The organism is Pseudomonas sp. B707, from assembly GCF_022496685.1.
Taxonomy (GTDB): domain Bacteria; phylum Pseudomonadota; class Gammaproteobacteria; order Pseudomonadales; family Pseudomonadaceae; genus Aquipseudomonas; species Aquipseudomonas paraglycinae.
Genome location: NZ_WTVE01000027.1, coordinates 55479 through 79986, shown reverse-complemented (window position 1 = coordinate 79986; position 24508 = coordinate 55479). Strand labels below are relative to the sequence as shown.

The following is a 24508-nucleotide window of genomic DNA, read 5'->3' as shown; positions in this document are numbered from 1 at the left end:
GTAGTTGTCGGGAGGCTACTGCGCGACTTGCTGACTCTTGAGCGTCTGCTCCAGCGCCTGCACGCAGCGTTCTTCGGCGGTGTCGAGTTCCAGCTTCATCTGTTCGATGTCCAGCAGTTGCTGTTCAAGCTGTGCCCGGCGCTCGCTGATTTTCGCCAGCATGCTGTTGAGTTGTTTGGTGTTACCGCTGGAGGGGTCGTAGAGCTCGATCAGTTCACGGCACTCGGCCAGGGAGAAACCGATGCGCTTGCCCCGCAGGATCAGCTTCAGGCTGACCTTGTCGCGCGGCGAATAGATGCGTTCCTGGCCTCGGCGCTCGGGGCTGAGCAGGCCTTGTTCTTCATAGAAGCGGATCGCCCGGGTGGTGATGTCCAGCTCGCGGGCGAGGTCGGAAATGCTGTAGGTCTGGCTGCTCATGAAAGCGCTCGAAGAAGGGGCTTGGCGCTAAGCTAATGGCAGGTTGACGTTTACGTCAAGTAGCGGGCGCCTGCAGCTTGTCGAGCTTCTTCTCGTGCGCTGTCACTTGCTGGCACAACTCGATCATCTGCTCGCGCATCCAGCGGTTGGCCGGGTCCTGATCGGTGCTTTCGTGCCAGTACAAATGGGTTTCCACCGGCGGTACATCGTTGACCGGCAGATTGAACGCATGCAGGTCATGGCGCCGGGCGAACCGCTCCGGCACGGTCATCACCATGTCGGTCTGCTGCAACACCTGGGACGCCATCAGATAGTGCTGCGAGCGCAGGGCGATCTTGCGCTGGATGCCCATCTTGCCCAGCGCCAGATCGACATGGCCCAGACCACTGCGCCGGCTGGAAATATGAATGTGGGTCAGCGACAGGTAATCGTCGAGGGTGAATTTTTCCTTGGTCGCCAGCGGATGACCCTTGCGCATGGCGCAGACGTAACGGTCTTCCATCAGCTTGACGTGGCGCACCTGCGGGTCAGTGTTGAGCGGCGCATCCACGGCAAAGTCGAGGCGGCCGGCGGCCAGTTCCTTGGTGGTTTCCCGGCGTTTGGACAGAAAGCTTTCGATGATCACAGTCGGCGCCAGGCGACGCAGGCGCTGGAACAGCGGCGGCAGAATCACAGCCTCAGTCAGGTCGGTCATGCTGATACGGTAAGTCTTGACTGCTTGCGAGGGGTTGAAAATGCGGCTTTCCTGAACCGATACCCGCAACAGCGACAGCGCGTTGCGCACCGGGCCGATGATGTTCTGCGCCATGGGCGTCGGCACCATGCCCTGGGCGGTGCGTACGAAGAGCGGGTCGTTGAAGGTCTCGCGCAACCGCGCCAAAGCGTTGGACACCGCTGGCTGGGTAATGCCGACAATCTGCCCGGCGCGGGTCAGGTTGGCTTCGGTGTAGATCGCGTCGAAGACGATGAAAAGGTTGAGGTCGACCTTGCTCAGATTCATTACGCGGCTCTCTTGTTATAGGTGAATGGCGCGGGTCAGGGCGGCCAGGAAAATCAATCAATCATATATCGGTGATGAATGTTTATACACGCCGAGAATAGGCTAGGTAAATTATCAACGCTGTTCTAGCATCGATTGCATGACTTAAACAACCTGCCGAAAAAAGGTAATTGCTCATGGATTTCGCTTATTCGCCCAAGGTGCAAGAACTGCGTGAGCGCGTGACCGCGTTCATGGACACTTACGTTTACCCGGCCGAAGCCGTGTTCGAACGCCAGGTCGCAGAAGGCGATCGCTGGCAGCCGACGACGATCATGGAAGAACTCAAGGCCAAGGCAAAGGCTGAAGGGCTGTGGAATTTGTTTCTGCCTGAGTCGGAGCTGGGTGCTGGCCTGACCAACCTCGAATACGCGCCGTTGGCGGAAATCATGGGCCGTTCGCTGCTCGGGCCCGAGCCGTTCAACTGCTCGGCGCCGGACACCGGCAACATGGAAGTGCTGGTGCGTTACGCCAACGAAGAACAGAAACAGCGCTGGCTCGAACCGCTGCTGCGCGGTGAGATCCGCTCGGCGTTCGCCATGACCGAACCGGACGTTGCGTCCTCCGACGCCACCAACATGGCCGCCCGCGCCGTGCGCGATGGCGACGAGTGGGTCATCAACGGCAAGAAATGGTGGACCTCCGGCGCTTGCGATCCGCGCTGCAAGATCCTGATCTTCATGGGCCTGAGCAATCCCGATGCCCCGCGCCATGCCCAGCACTCGATGATCCTGGTGCCGGTCGACACCCCCGGCGTGAAGATCGTCCGTCCGCTGCCGGTGTTCGGTTACGACGATGCACCCCACGGTCACGCCGAAGTGCTGTTCGACAACGTGCGGGTGCCGTACGAAAACGTCCTGCTCGGTGAAGGACGCGGCTTCGAAATTGCTCAAGGTCGCCTTGGCCCAGGCCGGATTCACCACTGCATGCGTTCGATCGGCATGGCCGAGCGTGCACTGGAACTGATGTGCAAACGTTCGGTGAGCCGTACTGCATTCGGCAAACCGCTGGCGCGTCTGGGCGGTAACGTCGACAAGATCGCCGACTCGCGGATGGAAATCGACATGGCACGCCTGCTGACCCTGAAAGCGGCGTACATGATGGACACCGTGGGTAACAAAGTCGCCAAGAGCGAAATCGCACAGATCAAAGTCGTGGCGCCGAACGTCGCGTTGCGGGTGATTGACCGGGCGATCCAGATTCATGGCGGGGCAGGGGTGTCGAACGATTTCCCGCTGGCCTACATGTACGCCATGCAACGTACCCTGCGCCTGGCCGACGGCCCGGACGAAGTGCACCGCGCGGCGATCGGCAAGTTCGAGATCGGCAAGTATGTGCCGAAGGAAATGCTGCGTAGCGAGCGCTGATTACAGACATTCCGCGTCAGCCCTGATCGTTCCCACGCTCTGCGTGGTAACGCAGCCATGGACGCTCTGCGTCCACTGTGACGCGGAGCGTCACGGCATGCATTCCCACGCAGAGCGTGGGAACGATCACCGGCCTGACGCCTCGCTATGGGAACGATCAGTGGTTCGACGCTCAGTAAACCCAAACCTCAACCCGCCGATTCTTGATCCTGCCTTCATCCCCGCTGTTGGTCGCCACCGGCATCAGCGCGCCAAACCCGCGCACCTCGCGCAATACCACGCCGTTTTTCACCAGCTCCCTGCGTACCGCCATCGCCCGCAGCTTCGACAGCAAATCCGCTCGCGCCGGGTCGTCCTTGGCGTCGCCGAATCCCACCAGTGTTACCGCGCGGTCGGTCTTGTCGTGGTGCTTTATATAGTCGAAAACCCGGGCCAGATCCTGGCGGGCCTTGTTGTCGAGGCTGGCGCTGCCTTCTTCGAAACGGAAGTTCACGGTCAGACGCTGGGCGTGGCGGCTGAGGGATTGATAACCCTCGGGCATCAGCGCATTCGGCGTGACGGCGATGGCCTGCACGGTCTGGGCGATAAAACCGTTGGCCGCGACAATCGCCTGGCCCTGACGACTCTGCGCAAAGTCCACCAGAGCTTGCGCCCATGGATTCTGATTGTCGGGCGGCAAATAGAAAAACAAGCGCCGAGACAGCGGATAGTCTTCGGTAGCGATCAAACTGGCCAGTGGCAGCATCGCCTGAGATTGCCCGTCAACAATCGCCACGGCCTTGGCCTGTCGCACATAGGGCAGGCCGATGAAACCGATGGCCTGCGGATCGCCACTCACGGCGTCGGACAACTGCTCGCTGGATTCAAACCGTTTCGCGGCATTGCTCAGGGATTTCCCACGACGGCTGAGGACAAGTTCCTTGAAGGTGTCGTAGGTGCCGGACTGATCATCCCGCGCATATAAATGAATCGTCCCACCCTTGCCGCCGACGTCTTCCCACGTTTTCGCCTCGCCACTGAAGATCCGCGCCAGTTGTTCGGTGTTCAATTGATTCAGCGGATTGTCGGGATGAAGGATGATCGCCAGGCCATCGATGGCGATGACCTGCTCGGCGTCGGGGCTTTTCAGATCGCCCCGGGCTTGCAGGTTCAGCAGTTCGCTGTCCTTGATCGGGCGCGAGGAGGCGGCCAGATCGGCGCTGGCGTTCTTGAGTGCAGTGAAACCGGTGCTCGAACCGTGGGCGGCGATCTCCACCACGACTCTTTGGCCTTGGGCCGTCAGGCCGACGACCCGCTGTTCATTGGCGGTGTCCGGGGTTTCGCTGTGGACTTTCAACAGTCCCTGATCTTGAAGCAGGCCTTCCACCAGCGCTGGGCCGAGCGCCGCGCCGATGGTGTTGGAACCCTGGATGCGCAATACCGGGCCGTTCTCGGGAATGGGCAACGCCGCAAACCCAACCTGCAGCCAGGCGCTCAGGAGAAAGACGAACAGAACACGCAGGGTCATGCCAGCACCGATTGCAGCCAAGGGGATTGCCGGGGAGATTAAGTCAGTGAGGTTGCTGAAAGATGACAGGGCAGAAGATCACAACCTCTGGCTGTGATCTTCTGCTTCAAGCGGGTCAGCTCAATTCCAGCCAGATCGGCGCATGGTCCGAAGGCTTTTCCATCCCGCGCAGTTCATAGTCGACGCCGGCGGCTTTCACCCGTGGCAGCAAACCGTGGGACGCCAGAATCACATCGATGCGCAGGCCACGTTTCGGCTCGTCTTCAAACCCGCGGCTGCGGTAGTCGAACCAGCTGAACGTGTCGGTCACGTCCGGGTTCAGGTGACGGAAACTGTCGGTCAGGCCCCAGTTTTTCAGGCGGGCCATCCACTCGCGCTCTTCCGGCAGGAAGCTGCACTTACCGGTTTTCAGCCAGCGCTTCATGTTGTCCGGGCCGATGCCGATGTCGCTGTCTTCCGGGGAGATGTTGACGTCGCCCATCACCACCAGCGGTTGTTCATTGTGGAACTGGCTTTCCAGCAGGGCTTGCAGGTCGCTGTAGAAACGCTGCTTGGCCGGGAATTTGGTCGGGTGGTCGCGACTTTCGCCCTGTGGGAAATAACCGTTCATGATCGTCACCGGCACGCCGTTGGCGTCGGCGAATGTGCCCCAGATAAAGCGCCGCTGCGCGTCTTCTTCATCGGTGGCAAAACCTTTGTGTACGGCAATCGGTTCCTGGCGCGAGAGCAGGGCGACACCGTAATGGCCTTTCTGGCCGTGGAAATACACGTGATAACCCAGGGCCCGCACTTCTTCCAGCGGGAACTGGTCGTCGTGGACCTTGGTTTCCTGCAGGCCGATGACGTCCGGCTGATGCTTTTCGATCAGCGCCGCCAGCTGATGCGGACGGGCCCGCAGTCCGTTGATGTTGAAGGAAACGATCTTCATGGTCGGCAGTCCTGGCAAAAGGGCGATGCTAGCTGACATGTAGGATCTGGGCCAGCGTGGCGGTAGTCCATATGCGCTGCTAATGTCTTTCGGGTGTGGGAACGATCCCTTCAGCCCAAGGCTCGTATAACAAGAACGGGGCCTGTTGAGTCCCGTCCAGGGAGAATCACCGTCATGCCTGAAACCCAAACCGCCATCGCCGACATCCACATGCTCGACCGCGGCTATTCCCGGGAAGCGCGATCCCTTCTTTATCAGGCTTACCGCCACGAGCCGACCTTCGCTTACCTGTTCGAAGCCGAGCGTCCGGGTTACGAACAACGGGTGCGCGCCACGGTACGGGAGCTGGTCAAACAGCATTTTTTGCAGGATCTGCCCGCCATCGGCCTGTTAGTCAACGATCGCCTGATCGGTATCGCCCTGATTGCACCGCCGCAACGGCGCCTGGGTGTTACCGAGAGTTGGGCCTGGCGTTTGCGCATGGTGCTGAGCACCGGTTTTCGTTGCACACGTCGCTATCTGGAATATCACGCCGCCGTTGAGGCCTGCGTGCCGACCGACTCGGTGCACATGCTGCCGCTGCTCGGCGTGCATCCGCAATTTCAAGGCAAACACTTCGGCGAACAGCTGCTACAAGCGGTGCACAACTGGTGCGCGGTGGACGAAAGCTCCCAAGGCGTGATCCTCGACACCGGCAACCCGCGTTACCTGGAGTTCTACAAGCGTCAGGGTTACGAGGAAATCGGTGAAGTGGCCGTCGGCCCGGTGCGCGAGCACGTGTTTTTCCACGCCAACCCACAGGTGTTACAAACAGCAACGGGATGACCGTCGAACTTTTGGGGGAATTTCCTGTTCTATCACGCTCCCAAGCCCGTGATAGCATCCGCGCCTATGAAGTTTCCAGGAAGATTTACCAGTGGCGTGCTCATGCTGTTAACCAGCTGCGCGGCGCTGGCGCAAAGTGAATTGGATGTGCGGATCAAACCGTCCAACGATGAACTGAAAGCCAATATAGAAGGCTATATCGGCAGCCTCGGCGATCGTGACGAAGAAGCCTTGCAGCGCTTCAGTCGCGGCGCCGAAGAGCAGGCGCGCAAGGCCGCCCAGGCCTTGGGTTATTACCAGCCGCAGATCGAAAGCGACGTCAAGGGCGGTGAAAAACCGCGTCTGGTGCTGAACATCGATCCCGGCGAGCCGATTCGCCTGCGCAACGTGACCGTGCGTGTTGACGGCCCGGCGGCCTCTCTCAAATCCTTTCGAGTCCCGAAAAGTGACGTGCTCAAGCCCGGCGCGGTGCTCAACCATGGGCGTTACGAAGACGCCAAGCGTTTGATCCAGAACCAGGCGTCGCGCTATGGCTTCTTCAGTGGCCGTTTCACCAGCCAGAAATTGATGGTCGATCCCCGCGCCGGAGTCGCCGACGTGGAATTGATCTACGAAAGCGGCCCGCGTTACGCGCTGGGCAAGGTCAGCTTCGAAGGCGACACCCCGTTCGACGAAGACCTGCTGCAACGCATGGTGCCGTTCAAGGCCGGCGAGCCGTATGACTCCGAGCTGATCGCCGAACTCAACCGCGACCTGCAATCGAGCGGCTATTTCGAAGGCGTGCGGGTCGACGCCGCGCCGACCGCCGCCAAAAACGACGTGATCCCGGTGGACGTCAAACTCGACACCCGCAAGCCGCGCACCATGGGCCTGGGTCTTGGTTATTCCACTGACGTCGGCCCGCGAATCAAGGCCAACTGGACCCGCCATTGGGTCAACCCGCAGGGCGACAGTTATGGCTGGGAGGCCGAACTGTCGGCGCCACGGCAAAACGTCGGCCTGTTCTACGACATCCCGCTGGACCCGCCGTTGACCGACAAACTGCGCTGGGCCGGCGGTTATCAATATGAAGACATCGACGGCTCCGACACCTTGAGCAAGCTGCTGACCTTCGGCCCGGAGTGGCACAGCAAATTGCCGAGCGGTTGGCAGCGGGTGATCTCGCTGAAATGGCAGCGCGAGGAATACCAGCTCGGCGACGACTCCGGCCTGAGCACCTTGCTGATGCCCGGTGTCAGCTATTCCTACCTCAAGAGCGACAACCGCATCGATCCGCACAATGGCTATCGCCTGACCTTCGAAAGCAAGGTTGCGAAAGAAGGCCTAGGCTCGGACAACAACCTGGTTTACGGCACGGCGCTGGTCAAAGGCCTGACCACCGTGTTCGACAAGCACCGCTTGCTCGGCCGGATACAGGTCGGCGGCAGCGCCACCAACGGCTACAAGTCGGTGCCGCCTTCACTGCGCTTCTTCGCCGGTGGCGATCAGAGCGTGCGTGGTTACGACTATCAGAGCCTGTCGCCGGAAAACTCCGAGGGCGACCGCATCGGCGGGCGCTACATGGTGGCCGGCAGCGTCGAATATCAATACTCGATCGCCGAGAAGTGGCGCGTGGCGACTTTCGTCGATCAGGGCAACTCCTTCAACAAACTCGAACTGCCGAACCTCAAGACCGGGGTCGGTATCGGTGTGCGCTGGGTTTCGCCGGTGGGGCCGATCCGCCTCGACCTGGCCCATGCGCTGGACGACGATGGCGGCATCCGGCTGCACTTTTCCATGGGGCCTGAGCTGTGAAGCGTGGTTTGAAAATATCCGCGCTGGCGCTGTTGTCGCTGGTGCTGCTGATTGTATTGAGCATTACCGCTGTGCTCGGAACGCAGGCCGGCAGCCGTTGGGTGCTGGGTCTGGTGCCGGGTTTGAGCGTCGACAATTTCCAGGGTCGCCTCGGCGGGCAGTGGAGCGCCGATCATCTGCTCTGGCAGCAGGACACCAGCCGCGTCGAACTGAGCAAACCGATCTTCGAATGGTCGCCGCTGTGCCTGACGCGCATGACGTTGTGCATCCAGCAGCTCAAGGCCGATACCGTCAGCCTGCAATTTCCGCCGAGCGAAGAAGTCACTGAAAGCGGCCCGATCAAGCTTCCTGATCTGCAATTGCCCGTGGCCATCGAGCTGGGCGACGTGCAGGTCGGCAGCCTGCTGTTCAACGGCAGTGAAGAGTTGAAAGGCCTGCTACTGGCGGCGCACTGGACCGCCAAGGGAATGCAGATCGACAGCGTGAAACTGCAACGCGACGAGTTGAGCCTGAATCTGTCCGGCCTGCTGCAACCGACCGGCAACTGGCCGCTGAACATCACCGGTGATCTGACCTTGCCGTCGCCGGCTCCCGAGCCGTGGACGCTGGCGCTGAAAGTCGACGGCGACCTGCTGAAAACTCTCAACCTGCACGCCGACAGCCGTGGCTACCTCAACGGCCAGTTGAGCGGCGAACTGCAACCGCTGGTGGAGAATCTGCCGGCCAAGGTGCGGATCACCTCGGAGGCGTTCAAGCCGAGCGCCGATCTGCCGGACACCCTGCAATTCAATCAACTGGTACTGACCGGCGAAGGCGACCTGAAGAACGGTTACCAATTGCTCGGCAATGCGACACTGCCTGCTGAAAAAGGCCCGGTGGCGTTGCTGCTCAAAGGCAAGGTCGACGCCAAAGGCGCGCAGATTGCCGGCCTCGACCTGACAGCCAACGATAAGCAAAGCCTGAAGCTCACCGGCAACGTCGACTGGAGCAAAGGCCTCAGCGCCCAAGCCAATATCAACTGGCTGGATTTTCCCTGGCACCGGCTCTATCCGGAGATCGACGAGCCGCAGGTCACGTTGCGTACCTTCACCGGCGAAGTCTCCTACACCGACGGTCAGTACCTCGGTAACTTTGCCGCCGCTGCAGATGGGCCGGCGGGAGCGTTCACCCTGAGCAGTCCGTTCAGCGGCAATCTCAAGCAGATTTTCCTGCCACAACTGAAACTCGAAGCCGGGCAGGGCAAGGCCGAAGGCCATGTGGACGTGCAGTTCGCCGATGGCATTGCCTGGGATACCGCGCTGGAGTTGTCGGCGCTCAACCCGGCGTACTGGGTTGCGGAGTTGCCGGGCACCCTGGCCGGCCCGTTGAAAAGCAAAGGCGAAATGAAGAACGAGCGCCTGAGCCTGAATGCCGATCTCGATCTGAAAGGCAAGCTACGCGGGCAACCGGCGATCCTGCAAGCCAAGGCCGACGGCGCGGGCGAGCAGTGGAATCTGAATGCTCTGCAAATCCGCCTCGGCGACAACAGCATCAACGGCAAAGGCAGCCTGCAACAAAAGCTCACCGGGCAGATCGACATCAAACTGGCGCGTCTGGCCCAGCTCTGGCCGCAACTGCGCGGGCAGATCAACGGTCGGGTCGATGTCGCTGGCACGCTCAAGGCGCCACAGGGCAAGCTCGGCCTGCAGGGTTCGCAACTGGCGTTCCAGGACAATCGCCTGCAAAGCCTCAACCTCGACGCCACCCTCGACAGCGCGCAACGGGCGAAAATCGACCTCAAGGGCAGCGGCATCCAGGCCGGCGACACGTCGCTGGGCACCCTGACCGCCAGCGCCCAGGGCGATATCAAAAACCAGAAACTCAACCTCGACCTGTTCGGGCCGAAGCTGAAACTGGCGTTGGGTCTGGACGGCAATCTGGACAAAGGCAACTGGCGCGGGCGTCTGGCCAGCGGCGACATTCAGGCCGGCGGCCAAGACTGGAAGCTGCAAAACCCGGCCAAACTCGAACGTCTGGCCGACGGCAAGATCAACTTTGGCGCCCATTGCTGGATGTCCGGCAATGCCAGCCTGTGCGGTGAAGATCAACGCCTTATGCCGGAGCCGAAGCTGCGTTATCACCTCAAGCAGTTCCCGATCGAAAGCCTGGCGCAGTGGTTGCCGAAGGATTTCGCCTGGCAGGGCAAGCTCAACGCCGACCTGCAACTGGACCTGCCGGCCAGCGGCCCGAACGGCCAGATCAGCGTTGACGCCAGCGGCGGCACCTTGCGCATGAAGGAAAAGGATCAGTGGGTCGACTTCCCGTACCAGACCCTCAAGCTCACCAGCAAACTCACGCCGAAACGCATCGACACTGATCTCAACTTCGTCGGCGGCAAGCTCGGTGAGCTGATGGTGCAGGCGCAGCTCAACCCGCTGCCGAAGAACAAACCGCTCAGCGGTACATTCCGCCTCAGCGGACTGGATCTGTCGGTGGCGCGGCCGTTTGTGCCGATGGTCGAGAAACTCACCGGGCGGCTGAACGGCAGCGGCACGATTTCCGGCGGGCTGCTCGCGCCGCTGGTCAACGGCACCGTGCAGCTTAGCGACGGCGAAGTGTCCGGGCCGGAGTTGCCGATCGAGCTGCAAGCGTTGCAACTGCAAGCGGTGATCGCCGGTGAAGCCGTGCAATTGAACGGCGGCTGGAAAAGCGGCAAGAGCGGGCAGGGCAGTCTGAACGGCAACATCGCCTGGGGTCAGGCGCTGGTGGTGGATCTGGCGCTCAAGGGCACGCAATTGCCGGTTACGGTCGAGCCCTACGCGAAACTGGAAGTAGCGCCGGACCTGAAGATTTCCATGGCCGGCGATGAGCTGGCGATTGCTGGCAAAGTGCTGGTACCGAAAGGCGAAATCACCGTGCGCGAACTGCCGCCATCAACGGTGAAAGTCTCCGATGACACGATCATCGTCGGCGCGCAGACCGAAGAGGGCAAGCCGCCGCTGGCGATGAAAATGGACATCGACGTGGTGGTCGGCCAGGACAAGTTGAGCTTCGCCGGGTTCGGCCTGACCGCCAACCTGCAAGGCCAGGTGCACATCGGCGACAACATGGACACCCGTGGCGAGCTGTGGCTCAACGACGGACGCTACCGCGCTTATGGTCAGCGCCTGACGGTGCGTCGCGCGCGTCTGCTGTTTGCCGGGCCGATCGACCAGCCGTATCTGGACATCGAAGCGATTCGCCAGACCGACGACGTAATCGCCGGTATTCGACTGAGCGGCAGCGCCGAGCAGCCGACCACGCAGATCTTCTCGGAACCTGCCATGAGCCAGGAGCAGGCGCTGTCCTATCTGGTACTGGGGCGTCCGCTGAGCACTACCGGCGAGGACAACAACATGCTCGCACAGGCGGCGCTCGGTCTGGGCCTGATGGGCAGTTCCGGGGTCACCAGCAGTCTGGCCAGTGATTTGGGCATTCAGGATTTCCAGCTCGACACCCAGGGCAGCGGCAACACCACCAGCGTGGTGGCCAGCGGCAACATCTCGGAAAAACTCAGCCTGCGTTACGGCGTCGGCGTGTTCGAGCCGGCCAACACCATCGCCTTGCGCTACAAGCTGAGCAAGAAGGTCTACCTCGAAGCCGCCAGCGGCGTGGCCAGTTCGCTGGACATCTTCTACAAGCGGGATTTCTAGCCCGCGTTCCCCCTGGCCGGATCGTGTCACCACGATCCGGCTTTTTTCTGGATGTATTAGAGTGACCGCAGCTTGAAGGGCGCCGTTTGCGGCTGCCCGAAACGCCCCGGGGGCGCCAATGGTTCGTTTGAGTATGGTCTTGCTCGGTCACGATTTTGTACGCCGGCGCTGGTCAGCCCTGGCATTGACCGGCGTTGTCTGGGGCGCGGCCGGAGTGGCCATCTTCATCGATGCGCTGGACGGCGTTCTGTATTTTCCGCTGCATGTGTTCGGCTATCTGTTGTTGCTCGAAGCCCTGATCATTCTGCTGGTGCCGGCCCCGAAAACCGGCACAGCGGCGGTTTTGCGCAAGGCTCGCGGTCTGGCGTTTCTGCTGCTGGGGATGCTGATCGTCGACCGACAGCATGCTGCCGGTGTGATTCTCGCGGTGCTGTTCGGTGCGGCTTTTCTGCTCGATGGCGGTTTTCGACTGGCGGCTGCGGTGGTGGTGCGCTTTGTCGGTTGGCGAATGTCACTGCTGGTGGCGCTGTTCGAGATCGGCTTTGGCGTGTTCATCCTCGAACCGTATCCGAGCCTCTATAAGGGGACGGTGCCGTTCTGCATCGGCATGAGCATCTTTCTTTCGGGCTGTGCCTTGTTGCAGCAGGCATGGCGGTTCAAGAACAGACCGTCGCCGGTGACGCCTTCCCCGGTCCATGCCCCTGCATGCAACAGCGCAATGGTGATCCATGTCTGGACACCCAGCGGTACGGTTGAAGACACCCTGGTGCGCAACCGCTTCCTCAATCGTTATATCGCGGCGGTCGATATCAACGGCGTCATCTCTGCCGGCCACGCGGCACTGGAATGTGGGCCGGACATTTACATCAGCCATTACCCGCTGGACGATATCGATCGCTCGGCGCGGGATTTCGTGCGGTTGCTGCGAGCTACGCCGAACAACGACGTGGAGGGTCGGTTTCTGCCGGACTATGCGAGCGAGGTCGCCGACTGGTGCCCGTCGTCGGTTCAGGTCAGCTTCGCGCACTACGACGCCGCGCGGCTTCAGGCGTTCTGGGCGGCCTATCGACAGACCACCACCTACAACCTCACCAGCCGCAACTGTTCGAGTGCCGTTGCGCACAGCCTGGAAGCGGCACTGGAAGGTGCGATGAACCGGGGGCATTCGAGCATGCTGGATTTCGCCCGGGTCATCATCAGCCCCGAATTCTGGGTCGCGGCTCAGGTGCGCAAACGCGCCGAGGCCATGGCCTGGACGCCGGGCCTGGTGCTTGATTATGCGCGGGCGTTGCATGCCGCCATCGAGCCGGCACCGCCGGGCTGGCACGGCATTTACGCGGGAGCCAGGCGTGCCTGCGGTTATGTGGCAACTGCGTTGCGTGGGCGTGAAGTCCATCCCCTTCAGCCACCACCGATGAATCACCCCTCCGACAAATCCTGAACGGCTCTACACCGAGTCGCTGCCTTCGCGAGCAAGCTCGCTCCCACATTGATCCGTGTGTGCGTGAGATCCCCTGTGGGAGCGAGCCCGCTCGCGATGGCGTCTGCACGGACGACAGAAAAACCCAGTCCACTGGTCAACTAATTACAAAGCAACCTAACTATTACGTTGACATTCGCTGCCTAGGCAGTAACATCTCGACATACATTCACTGCCTAGGCAGTTATTAGGTGAGCACATGAAGCATTTCACCCCAGACGAATTCAAGCATTGCCATCTCGGCCTGTTGCTCGGCCGTGCCGCCTTGCTCAAGGACAAGATCATCGACACCCACATGGAACCCCACGGCATCACCGCCGCGCAGTTCAAGGTGTTGATCATCATGGCCCAGTTCGGCGTCGACACCCCGGCCGAGCTGTGCCGGCACCTGTCGCTGGACAGCGGTTCGATGACCCGCATGCTCGACCGTCTGGAGCAGAAAGGTTTCCTGGTTCGCCAACGCAGCGAAGGCGATCGCCGTCAGGTGCAACTCAAACTCACCGAGCAGGGCCAGCAACTGGCCGATCGCCTGCCGCACATCGGCGCCGACGCCATGAATGAACTGGCCGGCGCCGTGACCCCGGACGAGTTGAAAACCCTGGAATACATCCTCAAGAAAATTTTGCTGGCAGCCGGTGACCCGATCACCATCCAGCGGTTAGGTGAACACAATGAGCGGTAAAACCTTGCGCAGCAGCCTGACACTGGTGCTGTCGGCGATGATCCTCGCCGGTTGCGCCAACTACAGTGGCCTCGATACCCAGGGTACCAGCCTCGATGCGAAAACCCTGCAGACCGGGCAATCGCTCAACGGCGTCACCCTGTCCCAGGCCGCTTGGCCGAAGAGCGACTGGTGGACCAGCCTCGGCGATCCGCAGCTCGACGGTCTGATCCGCGAAGCCCTGAAAGACAGCCCGGACATGCAGATCGCCGACGCCCGCGCCCATCAGGCCAGCGCCGCCGCGTACGCCGCCGATGCCGAGCGTTATCCGACCCTCGACGCCAGCGCCGGCATCAGCCGTTCGCGTCTGGCCCGGGATCAGGATCCGTTGGGGCAGGGTGGGGCTTACTCCACCGTGCGCAACATCAGCGCCGGCTTCAATTACAACTTCGACCTGTGGGGCGGTCAGCGTGACGCCTGGGAAGCCGCACTCGGTCAGGCCCGCGCCGCCGAAGTCGACCGTCAGGCCGCGCAACTGACCCTCGCCGCCGACGTGGCCCGGGCCTACAGCGATCTCGGTCAGGCGCACATCGTTTATGACCTGGCCAACGAAGACCTCAAACGCACCAAACAGATGCTCGACCTGAGCCAGCGCCGCCTGAGTTCCGGGATCGACAGCCAGTATCAGTTCCAGCAGACCCAAAGTCTGGAAGCCAGCTCCGAAGCCAGCCTGATCGACGCTGAAAAACGCCTGAACAGCGCAAAAATCGCCCTGGCCGTATTGCTCGGCAAAGGCCCGGATCGCGGCAACGAAATCGCTCGACCGAAAGTCCTGCAAGCCAGCGCTGTCGCACTGCCCTCGGTGCTGCCGGCCGAACTGCTGGGCCGTCGCCCTGATCTGGTCGCCGCGCGCTGGCGTGTCGAGGCGGCGAGCAAGGACATCGATTCGGCCAAGACCCGCTTCTATCCCAACTTGAACCTGTCGGCTTCGGCCGGTGCCGAATCCTTGTTGGGGGACGCGATGTTCGGTTCCGCCAGTCGCTTCTTTAACATTGCCCCGACGATTTCGGTGCCGATCTTCGATGGCGGACGCCTGCGCGCCAACCTAGATGCCCGCGACGCCGATTACGACCTCGCCGTGGCGCAGTACAACAAAAGCCTGGTGAAAGCCCTGGGCGATGTCAGCGACACGATCAACCAGTTGCGCGACATCGGCCGGCAGATCGGCGCCCAGCAGCACGCGACCGAGATTGCCCAGGACTCTTACAACACCGTCGTCCAGCGTTACGGTTCCGGCATCGGCAACTACCTGGACGTGCTCAGCATCGAGCAGCAATTGCTGCAGGCCCAGCGTCAGCTGGCCAACCTGAATGCCGAGCAGATCGACCTGTCGATTCAACTGATGCAAGCGCTGGGCGGCGGCTTCCAGGGGCAACCCTGACCGCAGCCAACGCCACCCCAGCCACGCCGCACAACTAATTCAAGGTACTTGTCATGGCCACTGCCGAAAACACACAAGCTCAAGACAACGCCCAGGACACTGGCAATCCGCGCAAACGCAAAGTGATGCTGCTGGTGCTGGCCGTAGTGGTTGCCCTCGCCGGTGCCGGTGTCTGGGCGTATCACGAATTCATCGGGCGCTGGAGCGAAAGCACCGACGACGCCTACGTCAACGGCAACGTGGTGGAAATCACCCCGCTGGTGACCGGCACCGTGGTCAGCATCGGTGCCGACGATGGCGATCTGGTGCATGAAGGCCAGGTGCTGATCAACTTCGACCCGAACGACGCCGAAGTCGGCCTGCAAAGTGCCAAGGCCAATCTGGCCCGCACTGTGCGTCAGGTCCGCGGCCTGTACAGCAACGTCGACGGCATGAAGGCCCAGGTCAACGCGCAACAGGCCGAAGTGCAGAAAGCCCAGGACAACTTCAACCGGCGGAAAAACCTCGCGGCCGGCGGGGCGATTTCCCAGGAAGAACTGTCCCACGCCCGCGATGACCTGACCTCGGCACAGAACGCCCTGGCCAACGCCAAACAGCAACTGAAAACCACCAGCGCGCTGGTCGATGACACCGTGGTGTCGTCGCATCCCGACGTGATGGCCGCCGCCGCGCAACTGCGTCAGGCCTATCTGACCAACGCTCGCAGCACCTTGATCGCGCCGGTTACCGGTTACGTCGCCAAGCGCACCGTGCAACTCGGCCAGCGTGTGCAGCCGGGCACCGCGCTGATGGCGGTGATTCCGCTGGATCAGCTGTGGATCGACGCCAACTTCAAGGAAACCCAGCTGCGTGACATGCGCATCGGCCAACCGGTGGAGATCGAGTCGGACATCTACGGCAGCGACGTGAAGTTCAGCGGCACCATCGACAGCCTCGGCGCAGGCACCGGCAGCGCGTTCGCCCTGTTGCCGGCGCAGAACGCTACCGGTAACTGGATCAAGATCGTGCAGCGTGTGCCGGTACGGATTCACGTCAACGCCGAAGAGCTGGCCAAACACCCGTTGCGCGTCGGTCTGTCGACCAATGTCGAGGTCAACCTGCACGACCAGAGCGGTCCGGTACTGGCCCAGCAGCCGCCGCAAAAGGCCTCGTTCAGCACCAACGTCTACGACCGCCAACTGGCCGAAGCCGACGCGATGATCACCCAGTTGATCCACGACAACAGCGCGGCGGTCAGCAAGACCGCGCAACGCTGATTCCCTTCCTCTGTGGGAGCGAGCTTGCTCGCGATGGCGATTTTCAATTCAACAGTTTTGTTGGCTGAACCGCCGTCTTCGCGAGCAGGCTCGCTCCCACAAGGGCGGCTGCGTCATTAACGGACGCAGCGTCAATCAGGTTCCAAAGGATTCGCGATGAGCAATAACGCCTCTTTCACGCCGCCCAGCCTGTTGCTCAGCACCATCGGCCTGTCGCTGGCGACTTTCATGCAGGTGCTCGACACCACGATCGCCAACGTGGCGTTGCCGACCATTTCCGGCAACCTCGGCGTGAGTTCGGAGCAGGGCACCTGGGTCATCACCTCGTTCGCCGTGAGCAACGCCATCGCGCTGCCGCTCACCGGCTGGCTGAGCCGTCGCTTCGGCGAGGTGAAGCTGTTTCTGTGGGCGACCATCCTGTTTGTGCTGGCTTCGTTCCTCTGCGGTATTTCCACGTCGATGCCGGAACTGATCGGCTTTCGCGTGTTGCAAGGCCTGGTGGCCGGGCCGTTGTACCCGATGACCCAGACACTGCTGATTGCGGTGTATCCGCCGGCGAGGCGAGGCATGGCCCTGGCGTTGCTGGCGATGGTCACGGTGGTGGCGCCGATTGCCGGGCCGATCCTCGGCGGCTGGATCACCGACAGTTATAGCTGGCCGTGGATCTTCTTCATCAACGTGCCGATCGGGATCTTCGCGGTGATGGTGGTGCGCCAGCAGCTGGCCAAACGCCCGGTGGTCACCAGCCATCAGCCGATGGATTACGTCGGGCTGATCACGCTGATCATCGGTGTGGGCGCGCTGCAGGTGATCCTAGACAAGGGCAATGACCTGGACTGGTTCGAGTCGAACTTCATCATCATCGGCGCGGCCATTTCGGTGATCGCGCTGGCGGTGTTCGTGATCTGGGAAATGACCGACCAGCATCCGGTGGTCAACCTGCGGCTGTTTGCCTATCGCAACTTCCGCATCGGTACGCTGGTGCTGGTATTGGGTTATGCCGGATTCTTCGGCATCAACCTGATCCTGCCGCAGTGGTTACAGACCCAGATGGGTTACACCGCGACCTGGGCCGGGCTGGCGGTGGCACCGATCGGCATTCTGCCGGTGCTGCTGTCGCCGTTTGTCGGCAAGTACGCGCACAAGTTCGACCTGCGTCTGCTCGCCGGGCTGGCGTTCCTGGCGATCGGCCTGAGCTGCTTCATGCGTGCTGAATTCACCAACGAGGTGGACTTCCAGCACATCGCCCTGGTGCAGTTGTTCATGGGGATTGGTGTGGCGCTGTTCTTCATGCCGACCTTGAGCATTCTGATGTCGGACCTGCCGCCGAGCCAGATTGCCGATGGCGCTGGTCTGGCGACGTTCCTGCGGACACTGGGCGGCAGCTTTGCGGCGTCGTTGACCACCTGGATCTGGATTCGCCGGGCGGATCAGCATCATGCGTATATGAGCGAAAGCATCAGCACTTATGAGCCGGCGACTCGCGAGACTTTGCATTCGCTGGGTGGTGCGAGCCAATCGGCCTATGCGCAGATGGATCAGATCCTCACCAGTCAGGCGTACATGCTCTCCACAGTGGATTACTTCACGCTGCTGGGCTGGGGGTTCATGGGGTTGATTCTGATTGTGTGGCTGGCCAAGCCGCCATTCGCAGCCAAGGCAGGGCCGGCGGCTTCCGGGCACTAAGATCAAGAGCTTTCCCTCACCCTAACCCTCTCCCGGAGGGAGAGGGGACTGACCGAGGTGGATATTCGGGTTACACCGACCTGAAAGTCCGAGTTGAACTCAGGCCTTGAAGTGCAGACTTGCGAAACAGAGTCGAGCTCAGATTCTGAAAACTACGAATATCGGCTCCCTTTCCCCCTCGCCCCCTTGGGGGAGAGGGCTGGGGTGAGGGGGTAGCGATCTTCAGCCGTGCGGCAATGCCAACGGTGGCGCAAAATCAAACGGCGCCAACGCAAACCCGTTCTCATCCACCTGTAACGCCCAACCCTGACGATCCCAATCCCCCAGCACAATCCGCTTCGCCGCCTGATCGCCGATCTGCAACTTGTGGATCGCCGGGCGATGGGTGTGCCCGTGAACCAGGGTTTTCACCCCGTATTCCTGCATGATCCGCGGAATTTCCTCCGGCGTGACATCGACGATGTCATTGGCCTTCATCCGCGTCTGTGCCCGGCTTTCGCTGCGCAACTTGCGCGCCAGCTTGTGTCGGGTGCGCAAGGGCAGGTGGCGCAGGATGAACAGGCTCAGCGGGTTGCGCAGGTAGCGGCGCAGCTTCATATAGGCTTCGTCGCGGGTGCACAGGCTGTCGCCGTGCATCAGCAGCACCGGTTCGCCGTAAAACTGCACGACACTCGGGTCCTTCAACAGCGTGCAGCCGGCCTGCTTGCAGAAGGCCTTGCCGAGCATGAAGTCGCGATTGCCGTGCATCAGAAAAATGGCCGTGCCGCTGTCGCTGAGTTCGCGCAGGGCCTGGCAGATGGAACGCTGGAAGGGGGTCATGGCGTCGTCGCCAATCCACGCTTCGAAGAAGTCGCCCAGAATGTACAGCGCACTCGCCGAGCGGGCGCGTCCGGCGAGCAAATCCAGAAACGCCCGGGTAATGTCCGGGCGCTCCTCTTCCAGATGCAAGTCTGAAATCAGCAATATCACGCTTCGATGATCTCGGCTTTCTCGATGATCACGTCGTCTGCTGGTACGTCCTGGTGGCCTGCCTTGGACGTGGTGGAAACGCCTTCGATCTTGTCGACAACGTCGGTGCCCGCAACCACTTTACCGAACACGGCATAACCCCAGCCCTGAGCGGTCTTGGAGGTGTGGTTGAGGAAGCTGTTGTCGGTGGCGTTGATGAAGAACTGTGCCGAGGCCGAATGCGGATCCATGGTGCGAGCCATGGCCAGGGTGTACTTCTCGTTCTTCAGGCCGTTGTCGGCTTCGTTCTGGATGCTCGGGCTCTTGTCTTTCTTTTCTTTCATGCCTGGCTCGAAACCGCCGCCCTGGATCATGAAACCTTTGATGACGCGGTGGAACACGACGTTTTCGTAGTGACCCTTTTTCACGTACTCGATGAAGTTGGCCACGGTGATCGGGGCTTTTTCAGCGTTCAGTTCGATGAGGATGTCACCGAAGTTGGTGGTCAGTTTTACTTGAGTCATGATCGCTACTCTTTATAAGGAATTCGTGGGTATTGGGACATTTGCGCCCTTTACCGGTTCAGCCCGTGAGGGCCAAGGTGCGCAGTTTAGCGTGACAGGCGCGAATTTCGAGGCTGTTTTTCCAAATCCCTGCGATTAAATGCACTCCTTTATAGGGCCTGCTCTGTCAGCCCCTTGACAGCATCGGCTATGATAGCGGCTTTGTTTTGTCTGGCCCCCTCTGCGGCCGCGCACATGTAAGTCAAGGATCCTATGAGCAAGCCCACTGTCGACCCTACCTCGAATGCCAAGTCCGGCCCTGCCGTGCCGGTCAATTTCCTGCGGCCGATCATCCAGGCAGACCTGGACTCGGGCAAGCACACGCAGATCGTCACCCGTTTCCCGCCTGAGCCCAACGGCTACCTGCACATCGGCCACGCCAAGTCGATCTGTGTGAACTTCGGCCTGGCCCAGGAGTTCGGCGGCGTCACTCACCTGCGTTTCGACGACACCAACCCGGCCAAGGAAGACCAGGAATACATCGACGCGATCGAAAGCGACGTCAAATGGCTGGGCTTCGAATGGTCCGGCGAAGTGCGCTACGCCTCGCAATACTTCGACCAGTTGCACGACTGGGCCGTCGAGCTGATCAAGGCCGGCAAGGCCTACGTCGACGACCTGACGCCCGAGCAAGCCAAGGAATACCGCGGCAGCCTGACCGAGCCTGGCAAGAACAGCCCGTTCCGCGACCGTTCGGTGGAAGAGAACCTGGACTGGTTCGCCCGCATGCGCGCCGGCGAGTTCCCGGATGGTGCCCGCGTACTGCGTGCCAAGATCGACATGGCCTCGCCAAACATGAACCTGCGCGACCCGATCATGTACCGCATCCGCCACGCCCATCACCACCAGACCGGTGACAAGTGGTGCATCTACCCGAACTACGACTTCACCCACGGTCAGTCGGACGCCATCGAAGGCATCACCCACTCGATCTGCACCCTGGAGTTCGAAAGCCATCGTCCGCTGTACGAGTGGTTTCTCGACGCACTGCCAGTGCCGGCGCACCCGCGTCAGTACGAGTTCAGCCGTCTGAACCTCAACTACACCATCACCAGCAAGCGCAAGCTCAAGCAACTGGTTGACGAGAAACACGTCAACGGCTGGGACGATCCGCGCATGTCCACGCTGTCGGGCTTCCGCCGTCGTGGCTACACCCCGGCCTCGATCCGCAATTTCTGCGAGATGATCGGCACCAACCGTTCCGACGGCGTGGTCGACTTCGGCATGCTCGAGTTCAGCATCCGTCAGGACCTGGACGCGAACGCCCCGCGCGCCATGTGCGTGCTGCGTCCGTTGAAAGTCGTGATCACCAACTACCCGGAAGATCAGGTCGAGAACCTCGAACTGCCGCGTCATCCGCAGAAAGAAGAACTCGGCGTGCGCAAGCTGCCGTTCGCCCGTGAAATCTACATCGACCGCGATGACTTCATGGAAGAGCCGCCAAAGGGCTACAAGCGCCTGGAGCCGAACGGCGAAGTGCGTCTGCGCGGCAGCTACGTGATCCGTGCCGACGAAGCGATCAAGGACGCCGACGGCAACATCGTCGAGCTGCGTTGCTCGTACGATCCGGACACCCTGGGCAAGAACCCTGAAGGCCGCAAGGTCAAGGGCGTGATCCACTGGGTGCCGGCCGCTGCCAGCATCGAGTGCGAAGTGCGTCTGTACGATCGCCTGTTCCGTTCTCCGAACCCGGAGAAGGCCGAAGACAGCGCGAGTTTCCTGGACAACATCAACCCTGACTCACTGCAAGTGCTGACCGGTTGTCGTGCCGAGCCTTCGCTGGGCAATGCACAGCCGGAAGACCGTTTCCAGTTCGAGCGCGAAGGCTACTTCGTCGCGGATATCAAGGACTCGAAACCAGGTCAGCCGGTATTCAACCGTACCGTGACCCTGCGCGATTCGTGGGGCCAGTGATCAAGTCTTAAGGAAACACCGTGCTTACGATCTACAACACGCTCACCAAGAGCAAAGAAGTCTTCAAGCCGCTGGATGGCAACAAGGTGCGCATGTATGTCTGCGGGATGACCGTGTACGACTACTGCCACCTGGGCCATGGCCGCAGCATGGTCGCGTTCGACCTGGTGACCCGCTGGTTGCGGTTCAGCGGTTATGACCTGACCTACGTGCGCAACATCACCGACATCGACGACAAGATCATCAACCGGGCCAACGAGAACGGCGAGTCGTTCGAAGCGTTGACCGAGCGCATGATCGCCGCGATGCACGAAGACGAAGCGCGCCTGAACATCAAGAAGCCGGACATGGAGCCGCGCGCCACGGATCACATCCCTGGCATGCACGCGATGATCCAGACCCTGATCGACAAGGGTTACGCCTACGCCCCGGGCAATGGCGACGTGTACTACCGCGTCGGCAAGTTCATGGGCTACGGCAAGCTCTCGCGCAAGAAGATCGAAGACCTGCGCATCGGTGCGCGGATCGAGGTCGACGAAGCGAAGGAAGATCCGCTGGACTTCGTGCTGTGGAAAGGCGTCAAACCGGGCGAGCCGAGCTGGGAATCGCCGTGGGGCGCAGGGCGTCCGGGCTGGCACATCGAGTGCTCGGTGATGTCCACCTGCTGCCTCGGTGAGACCTTCGACATTCATGGCGGCGGCAGCGATCTCGAGTTCCCGCACCACGAAAACGAAATCGCCCAGAGCGAAGCGGCCACCGGCAAGACCTACGCCAACGCGTGGATGCATTGCGGCATGATCCGGATCAATGGCGAGAAGATGTCCAAGTCCTTGAACAACTTCTTCACCATTCGCGACGTGCTCGACAAGTACCACCCGGAAGTCGTGCGTTACCTGCTGGTGTCGAGCCACTACCGCAGCGCGATCAACTACTCGGAAGACAACCTCAAGGACGCCAAGGGCGCACTGGAGCGTTTCTACCACGCGTTGAAAGGCCTGCCGAACGTGGCGCCGGCGGGCGGCGAAGCGTTCGTCGAGCGTTTCACCACGGTGATGAACGACGACTTCGGCACGCCGGAAGCCTGCGCGGTGCTGTTCGAGATGGTGCGTGAGATCAACCGTCTGCGCGAGAGCGATCTCGATGCAGCGGCCGGTCTGGCAGCGCGCCTGAAAGAACTGGCCAGCGTTCTGGGTGTGTTGCAGCTCGAAGCCGATGACTTCCTGCAGGCCGGCGCCGAAGGGCGTGTCGATGCAGCTGAAGTCGAGGCGCTGATCGCTGCGCGTCTGGCGGCACGTGCCGGCAAGGACTGGGCCGAATCCGACCGCATCCGCGACCAGCTCACCGCCATGGGCGTGGTGCTGGAAGACGGCAAGGGCGGCACGACCTGGCGTCTGGCTGACTGATTGCTGCGCCTGCTACAAACAAAACCCGCCTTGTGCGGGTTTTTGTTTGGCTGCGAGAAGAGCCCCTCACCCTAACCCTCTCCCAGAGGGAGAGGGGACTGAATGGGGGATATTCAAGAAATACGCCGACCTGAAAGGTTTTCTCCGAATCCATAATCGACGCAATCTCTCAGGTCGATGTAGAACGCCAGACACCTCGGTCGGCTCCCTCTCCCTCCGGGCGGTCCGACGTTTCGGGAGGGCTGGGGTGAGGGATTGCTTTTGACGTTCGCGTAGGTCTTGATGTCGGCAACGCGCTCAGCCGGATGCTGAGCGGCGACGATTCGGAATGAAGACATCATGGCAAACCACTATCGCGAACTCCTGACAACCCCCGGCGCAACCGGGTTGGTGCTCGCGAGCTCCATCGCCCGACTGCCCCAGGCAATGATCGGCATCGGCATCATCACCATGCTGGTGCAGCAGACCGGCGTTTACTGGCTGGCCGGCGCAGTCGCCGGTACGTTTACCCTGGCCAATGCGCTGCTCGGCCCGCGCATCTCGAAACAGGTTGATCAGTATGGCCAGAGTCGCGTGCTGCCCGTCGTCACGGTGTTCAGCATCGTCATGTTGCTGGCGCTGATTGTGGCCGTGCACCTGAGGGCGCCCGCTGCGTTGTTTTTTGTACTGGCGGCACTGGCGGGGACAATGCCGAGCATGCCGTCGATGATCCGCGCACGCTGGATGCAGCTGTTTCGTGGCAAGCCGCAGCTGCACACCGCTTTCTCGCTGGACACAGTCCTCACCGAACTGGCCTACATCATCGGCCCACCCCTGGCGATCGGTTTGAGCGTGAGTTTCTTCGCGGAAGCCGGGCCGCTGGTGGCGGTAGGGCTGCTGGCCGTCGGCGTGACGGCGTTTCTCATGCAGCGTCAGACCGAACCGAAAGTGGTGGCCAGCAACCGGAAAAACAGTGGTTCAACCCTGCTGATTCCCGGCGTTCGCACCATTGTTCTGGCGCTGCTGGCGATGGGGGTTATTGGCGGAGCGATCGATGTTGCCGTTGTGGCCTTCGCCAATGCGCAAGGCTGGCCATCGGCTGCCACCTTCATCCTCGCCGCCTATGCGTTCGGCTCGCTGGTGGCGGGCCTGACCTTCGGCGCGTTGCGGGTTTCGCTGGCGATTGAAAAACAGTTCTTTATCGGGATCCTGGTCACGGCAGTCACCGGCGTATTGCCGGTGTTCTCACCGGACGTTTATGTCCTGTCCGAGATGCTGTTTATCGCCGGCATCTCGTTCGCGCCGACCATGGTGGTGGTCATGAAGCTGGGAACAATCATCATCCCGGCAGCGAGGATGACCGAAGGCCTGACATGGATGACCACCGGGATCAGCATCGGCGTGGCGCTCGGCGGCATGCTGGCGGGGCTGGTGATTGATGCCTGGGGCGCCCGGGCAGGGTTCGGCGTTGCGATAGCCGCAGGTTTGATGATGATGGTTGTAGTGTTGATGGGCCTGCGGACGTTGGCGGCCGCATCGGCTGCACCTGTTGAGCCAGCCTTTTCACCCTCACCCTAGCCCTCTCCCCCAGGAGAGGGGACTGATTGGGGGATGTTCGAGAGGTACACC

17 protein-coding genes and 1 pseudogene are annotated in these 24508 nt (G+C 61.3%); 12 read left to right on the top strand and 6 right to left on the bottom strand.

Translation table 11 applies throughout. The features are described 5' to 3' along the window. Window positions 1–15: 15 nt before the first annotated feature. Window positions 16–417 carry a MerR family DNA-binding transcriptional regulator gene (locus GQX66_RS17015; protein ID WP_039767497.1) on the bottom strand — a complete coding sequence of 134 codons (402 nt, stop codon included), beginning with the start codon at window positions 415–417 and terminating at the stop codon, window positions 16–18. A gap of 55 nt (window positions 418–472) precedes the next feature. Continuing rightward, window positions 473–1417, bottom strand: coding sequence for a LysR family transcriptional regulator (locus GQX66_RS17010; RefSeq protein WP_011334997.1), 945 nt, complete (start codon window positions 1415–1417; stop codon window positions 473–475). A 176-nt stretch (window positions 1418–1593) separates the two neighbouring features. On the opposite strand from GQX66_RS17010, the gene GQX66_RS17005 reads away from it, so the two are divergent. Next, a complete protein-coding gene (locus GQX66_RS17005; protein WP_129972696.1) occupies window positions 1594–2823 on the top strand; it encodes an acyl-CoA dehydrogenase in 1230 nt (409 codons plus the stop codon). Window positions 2824–2995: 172 nt separating this feature from the next. Here the strand turns inward: GQX66_RS17005 and GQX66_RS17000 are convergent, their stop codons facing one another. Both GQX66_RS17000 and xthA read right to left on the bottom strand, forming a co-directional pair. Continuing rightward, complete coding sequence (locus tag GQX66_RS17000) at window positions 2996–4330, bottom strand: phosphate ABC transporter substrate-binding/OmpA family protein (protein ID WP_240870115.1); 1335 nt, start codon at window positions 4328–4330, stop codon at window positions 2996–2998. 115 nt (window positions 4331–4445) lie between these two features. Next, on the bottom strand, window positions 4446–5258 hold the full coding sequence (gene xthA, locus GQX66_RS16995) for an exodeoxyribonuclease III (RefSeq protein ID WP_085667520.1): 813 nt from the start codon (window positions 5256–5258) through the stop codon (window positions 4446–4448). A gap of 174 nt (window positions 5259–5432) precedes the next feature. Between xthA and GQX66_RS16990 the strand changes: the two genes are divergently transcribed. From GQX66_RS16990 to GQX66_RS16955, 8 genes and pseudogenes are all read left to right on the top strand, one after another. Further along, the gene (locus GQX66_RS16990) at window positions 5433–6083 is read left to right on the top strand and encodes a GNAT family N-acetyltransferase (RefSeq protein ID WP_007951503.1); all 651 of its coding nucleotides are present in this window, start codon (window positions 5433–5435) and stop codon (window positions 6081–6083) included. 66 nt (window positions 6084–6149) lie between these two features. Then, complete coding sequence (locus GQX66_RS16985; protein WP_085745954.1) at window positions 6150–7877, top strand: autotransporter assembly complex family protein; 1728 nt, start codon at window positions 6150–6152, stop codon at window positions 7875–7877. After that, window positions 7874–11548 (top strand): translocation/assembly module TamB domain-containing protein, encoded by a 3675-nt coding sequence (locus tag GQX66_RS16980; RefSeq protein WP_240870113.1) that lies wholly within the window; start codon window positions 7874–7876, stop codon window positions 11546–11548. Before GQX66_RS16985 ends, GQX66_RS16980 begins: the two co-directional genes overlap by 4 nt. A gap of 118 nt (window positions 11549–11666) precedes the next feature. After that, the gene (locus tag GQX66_RS16975; protein ID WP_240870111.1) at window positions 11667–12989 is read left to right on the top strand and encodes a hypothetical protein; all 1323 of its coding nucleotides are present in this window, start codon (window positions 11667–11669) and stop codon (window positions 12987–12989) included. Between the two features lie 238 nt (window positions 12990–13227). Beyond that, on the top strand, window positions 13228–13710 hold the full coding sequence (locus tag GQX66_RS16970; protein WP_085608360.1) for a MarR family transcriptional regulator: 483 nt from the start codon (window positions 13228–13230) through the stop codon (window positions 13708–13710). Next, window positions 13700–15168: pseudogene (locus tag GQX66_RS16965) on the top strand (efflux transporter outer membrane subunit). Before GQX66_RS16970 ends, GQX66_RS16965 begins: the two are co-directional and overlap by 11 nt. A gap of 15 nt (window positions 15169–15183) precedes the next feature. Then, window positions 15184–16386: an efflux RND transporter periplasmic adaptor subunit gene (locus GQX66_RS16960; protein ID WP_007951497.1), complete on the top strand. Its 1203-nt coding sequence runs from the start codon at window positions 15184–15186 to the stop codon at window positions 16384–16386. A gap of 156 nt (window positions 16387–16542) precedes the next feature. Next, a complete protein-coding gene (locus tag GQX66_RS16955) occupies window positions 16543–18072 on the top strand; it encodes a DHA2 family efflux MFS transporter permease subunit (protein WP_102717016.1) in 1530 nt (509 codons plus the stop codon). Between the two features lie 222 nt (window positions 18073–18294). Here the strand turns inward: GQX66_RS16955 and lpxH are convergent, their stop codons facing one another. Together lpxH and GQX66_RS16945 are read right to left on the bottom strand one after the other, a co-directional pair. Further along, window positions 18295–19041 (bottom strand): UDP-2,3-diacylglucosamine diphosphatase, encoded by a 747-nt coding sequence (gene lpxH / locus GQX66_RS16950; protein WP_085745960.1) that lies wholly within the window; start codon window positions 19039–19041, stop codon window positions 18295–18297. After that, window positions 19038–19544: a peptidylprolyl isomerase gene (locus GQX66_RS16945; protein ID WP_129972701.1), complete on the bottom strand. Its 507-nt coding sequence runs from the start codon at window positions 19542–19544 to the stop codon at window positions 19038–19040. The genes lpxH and GQX66_RS16945 overlap by 4 nt, the downstream gene beginning before the upstream one ends. Before the next feature lie 252 nt (window positions 19545–19796). Between GQX66_RS16945 and GQX66_RS16940 the strand changes: the two genes are divergently transcribed. The 3 genes from GQX66_RS16940 to GQX66_RS16930 all read left to right on the top strand — a co-directional run bounded on the left by GQX66_RS16940 (window position 19797) and on the right by GQX66_RS16930 (window position 24457). Further along, window positions 19797–21497 (top strand): glutamine--tRNA ligase/YqeY domain fusion protein, encoded by a 1701-nt coding sequence (locus GQX66_RS16940; protein WP_134023561.1) that lies wholly within the window; start codon window positions 19797–19799, stop codon window positions 21495–21497. A gap of 20 nt (window positions 21498–21517) precedes the next feature. Continuing rightward, window positions 21518–22900: a cysteine--tRNA ligase gene (cysS, locus tag GQX66_RS16935; RefSeq protein ID WP_085690018.1), complete on the top strand. Its 1383-nt coding sequence runs from the start codon at window positions 21518–21520 to the stop codon at window positions 22898–22900. Window positions 22901–23239: 339 nt separating this feature from the next. Continuing rightward, window positions 23240–24457: an MFS transporter gene (locus tag GQX66_RS16930; protein ID WP_240870110.1), complete on the top strand. Its 1218-nt coding sequence runs from the start codon at window positions 23240–23242 to the stop codon at window positions 24455–24457. The last annotated feature ends 51 nt before the right edge of the window (window positions 24458–24508 follow it).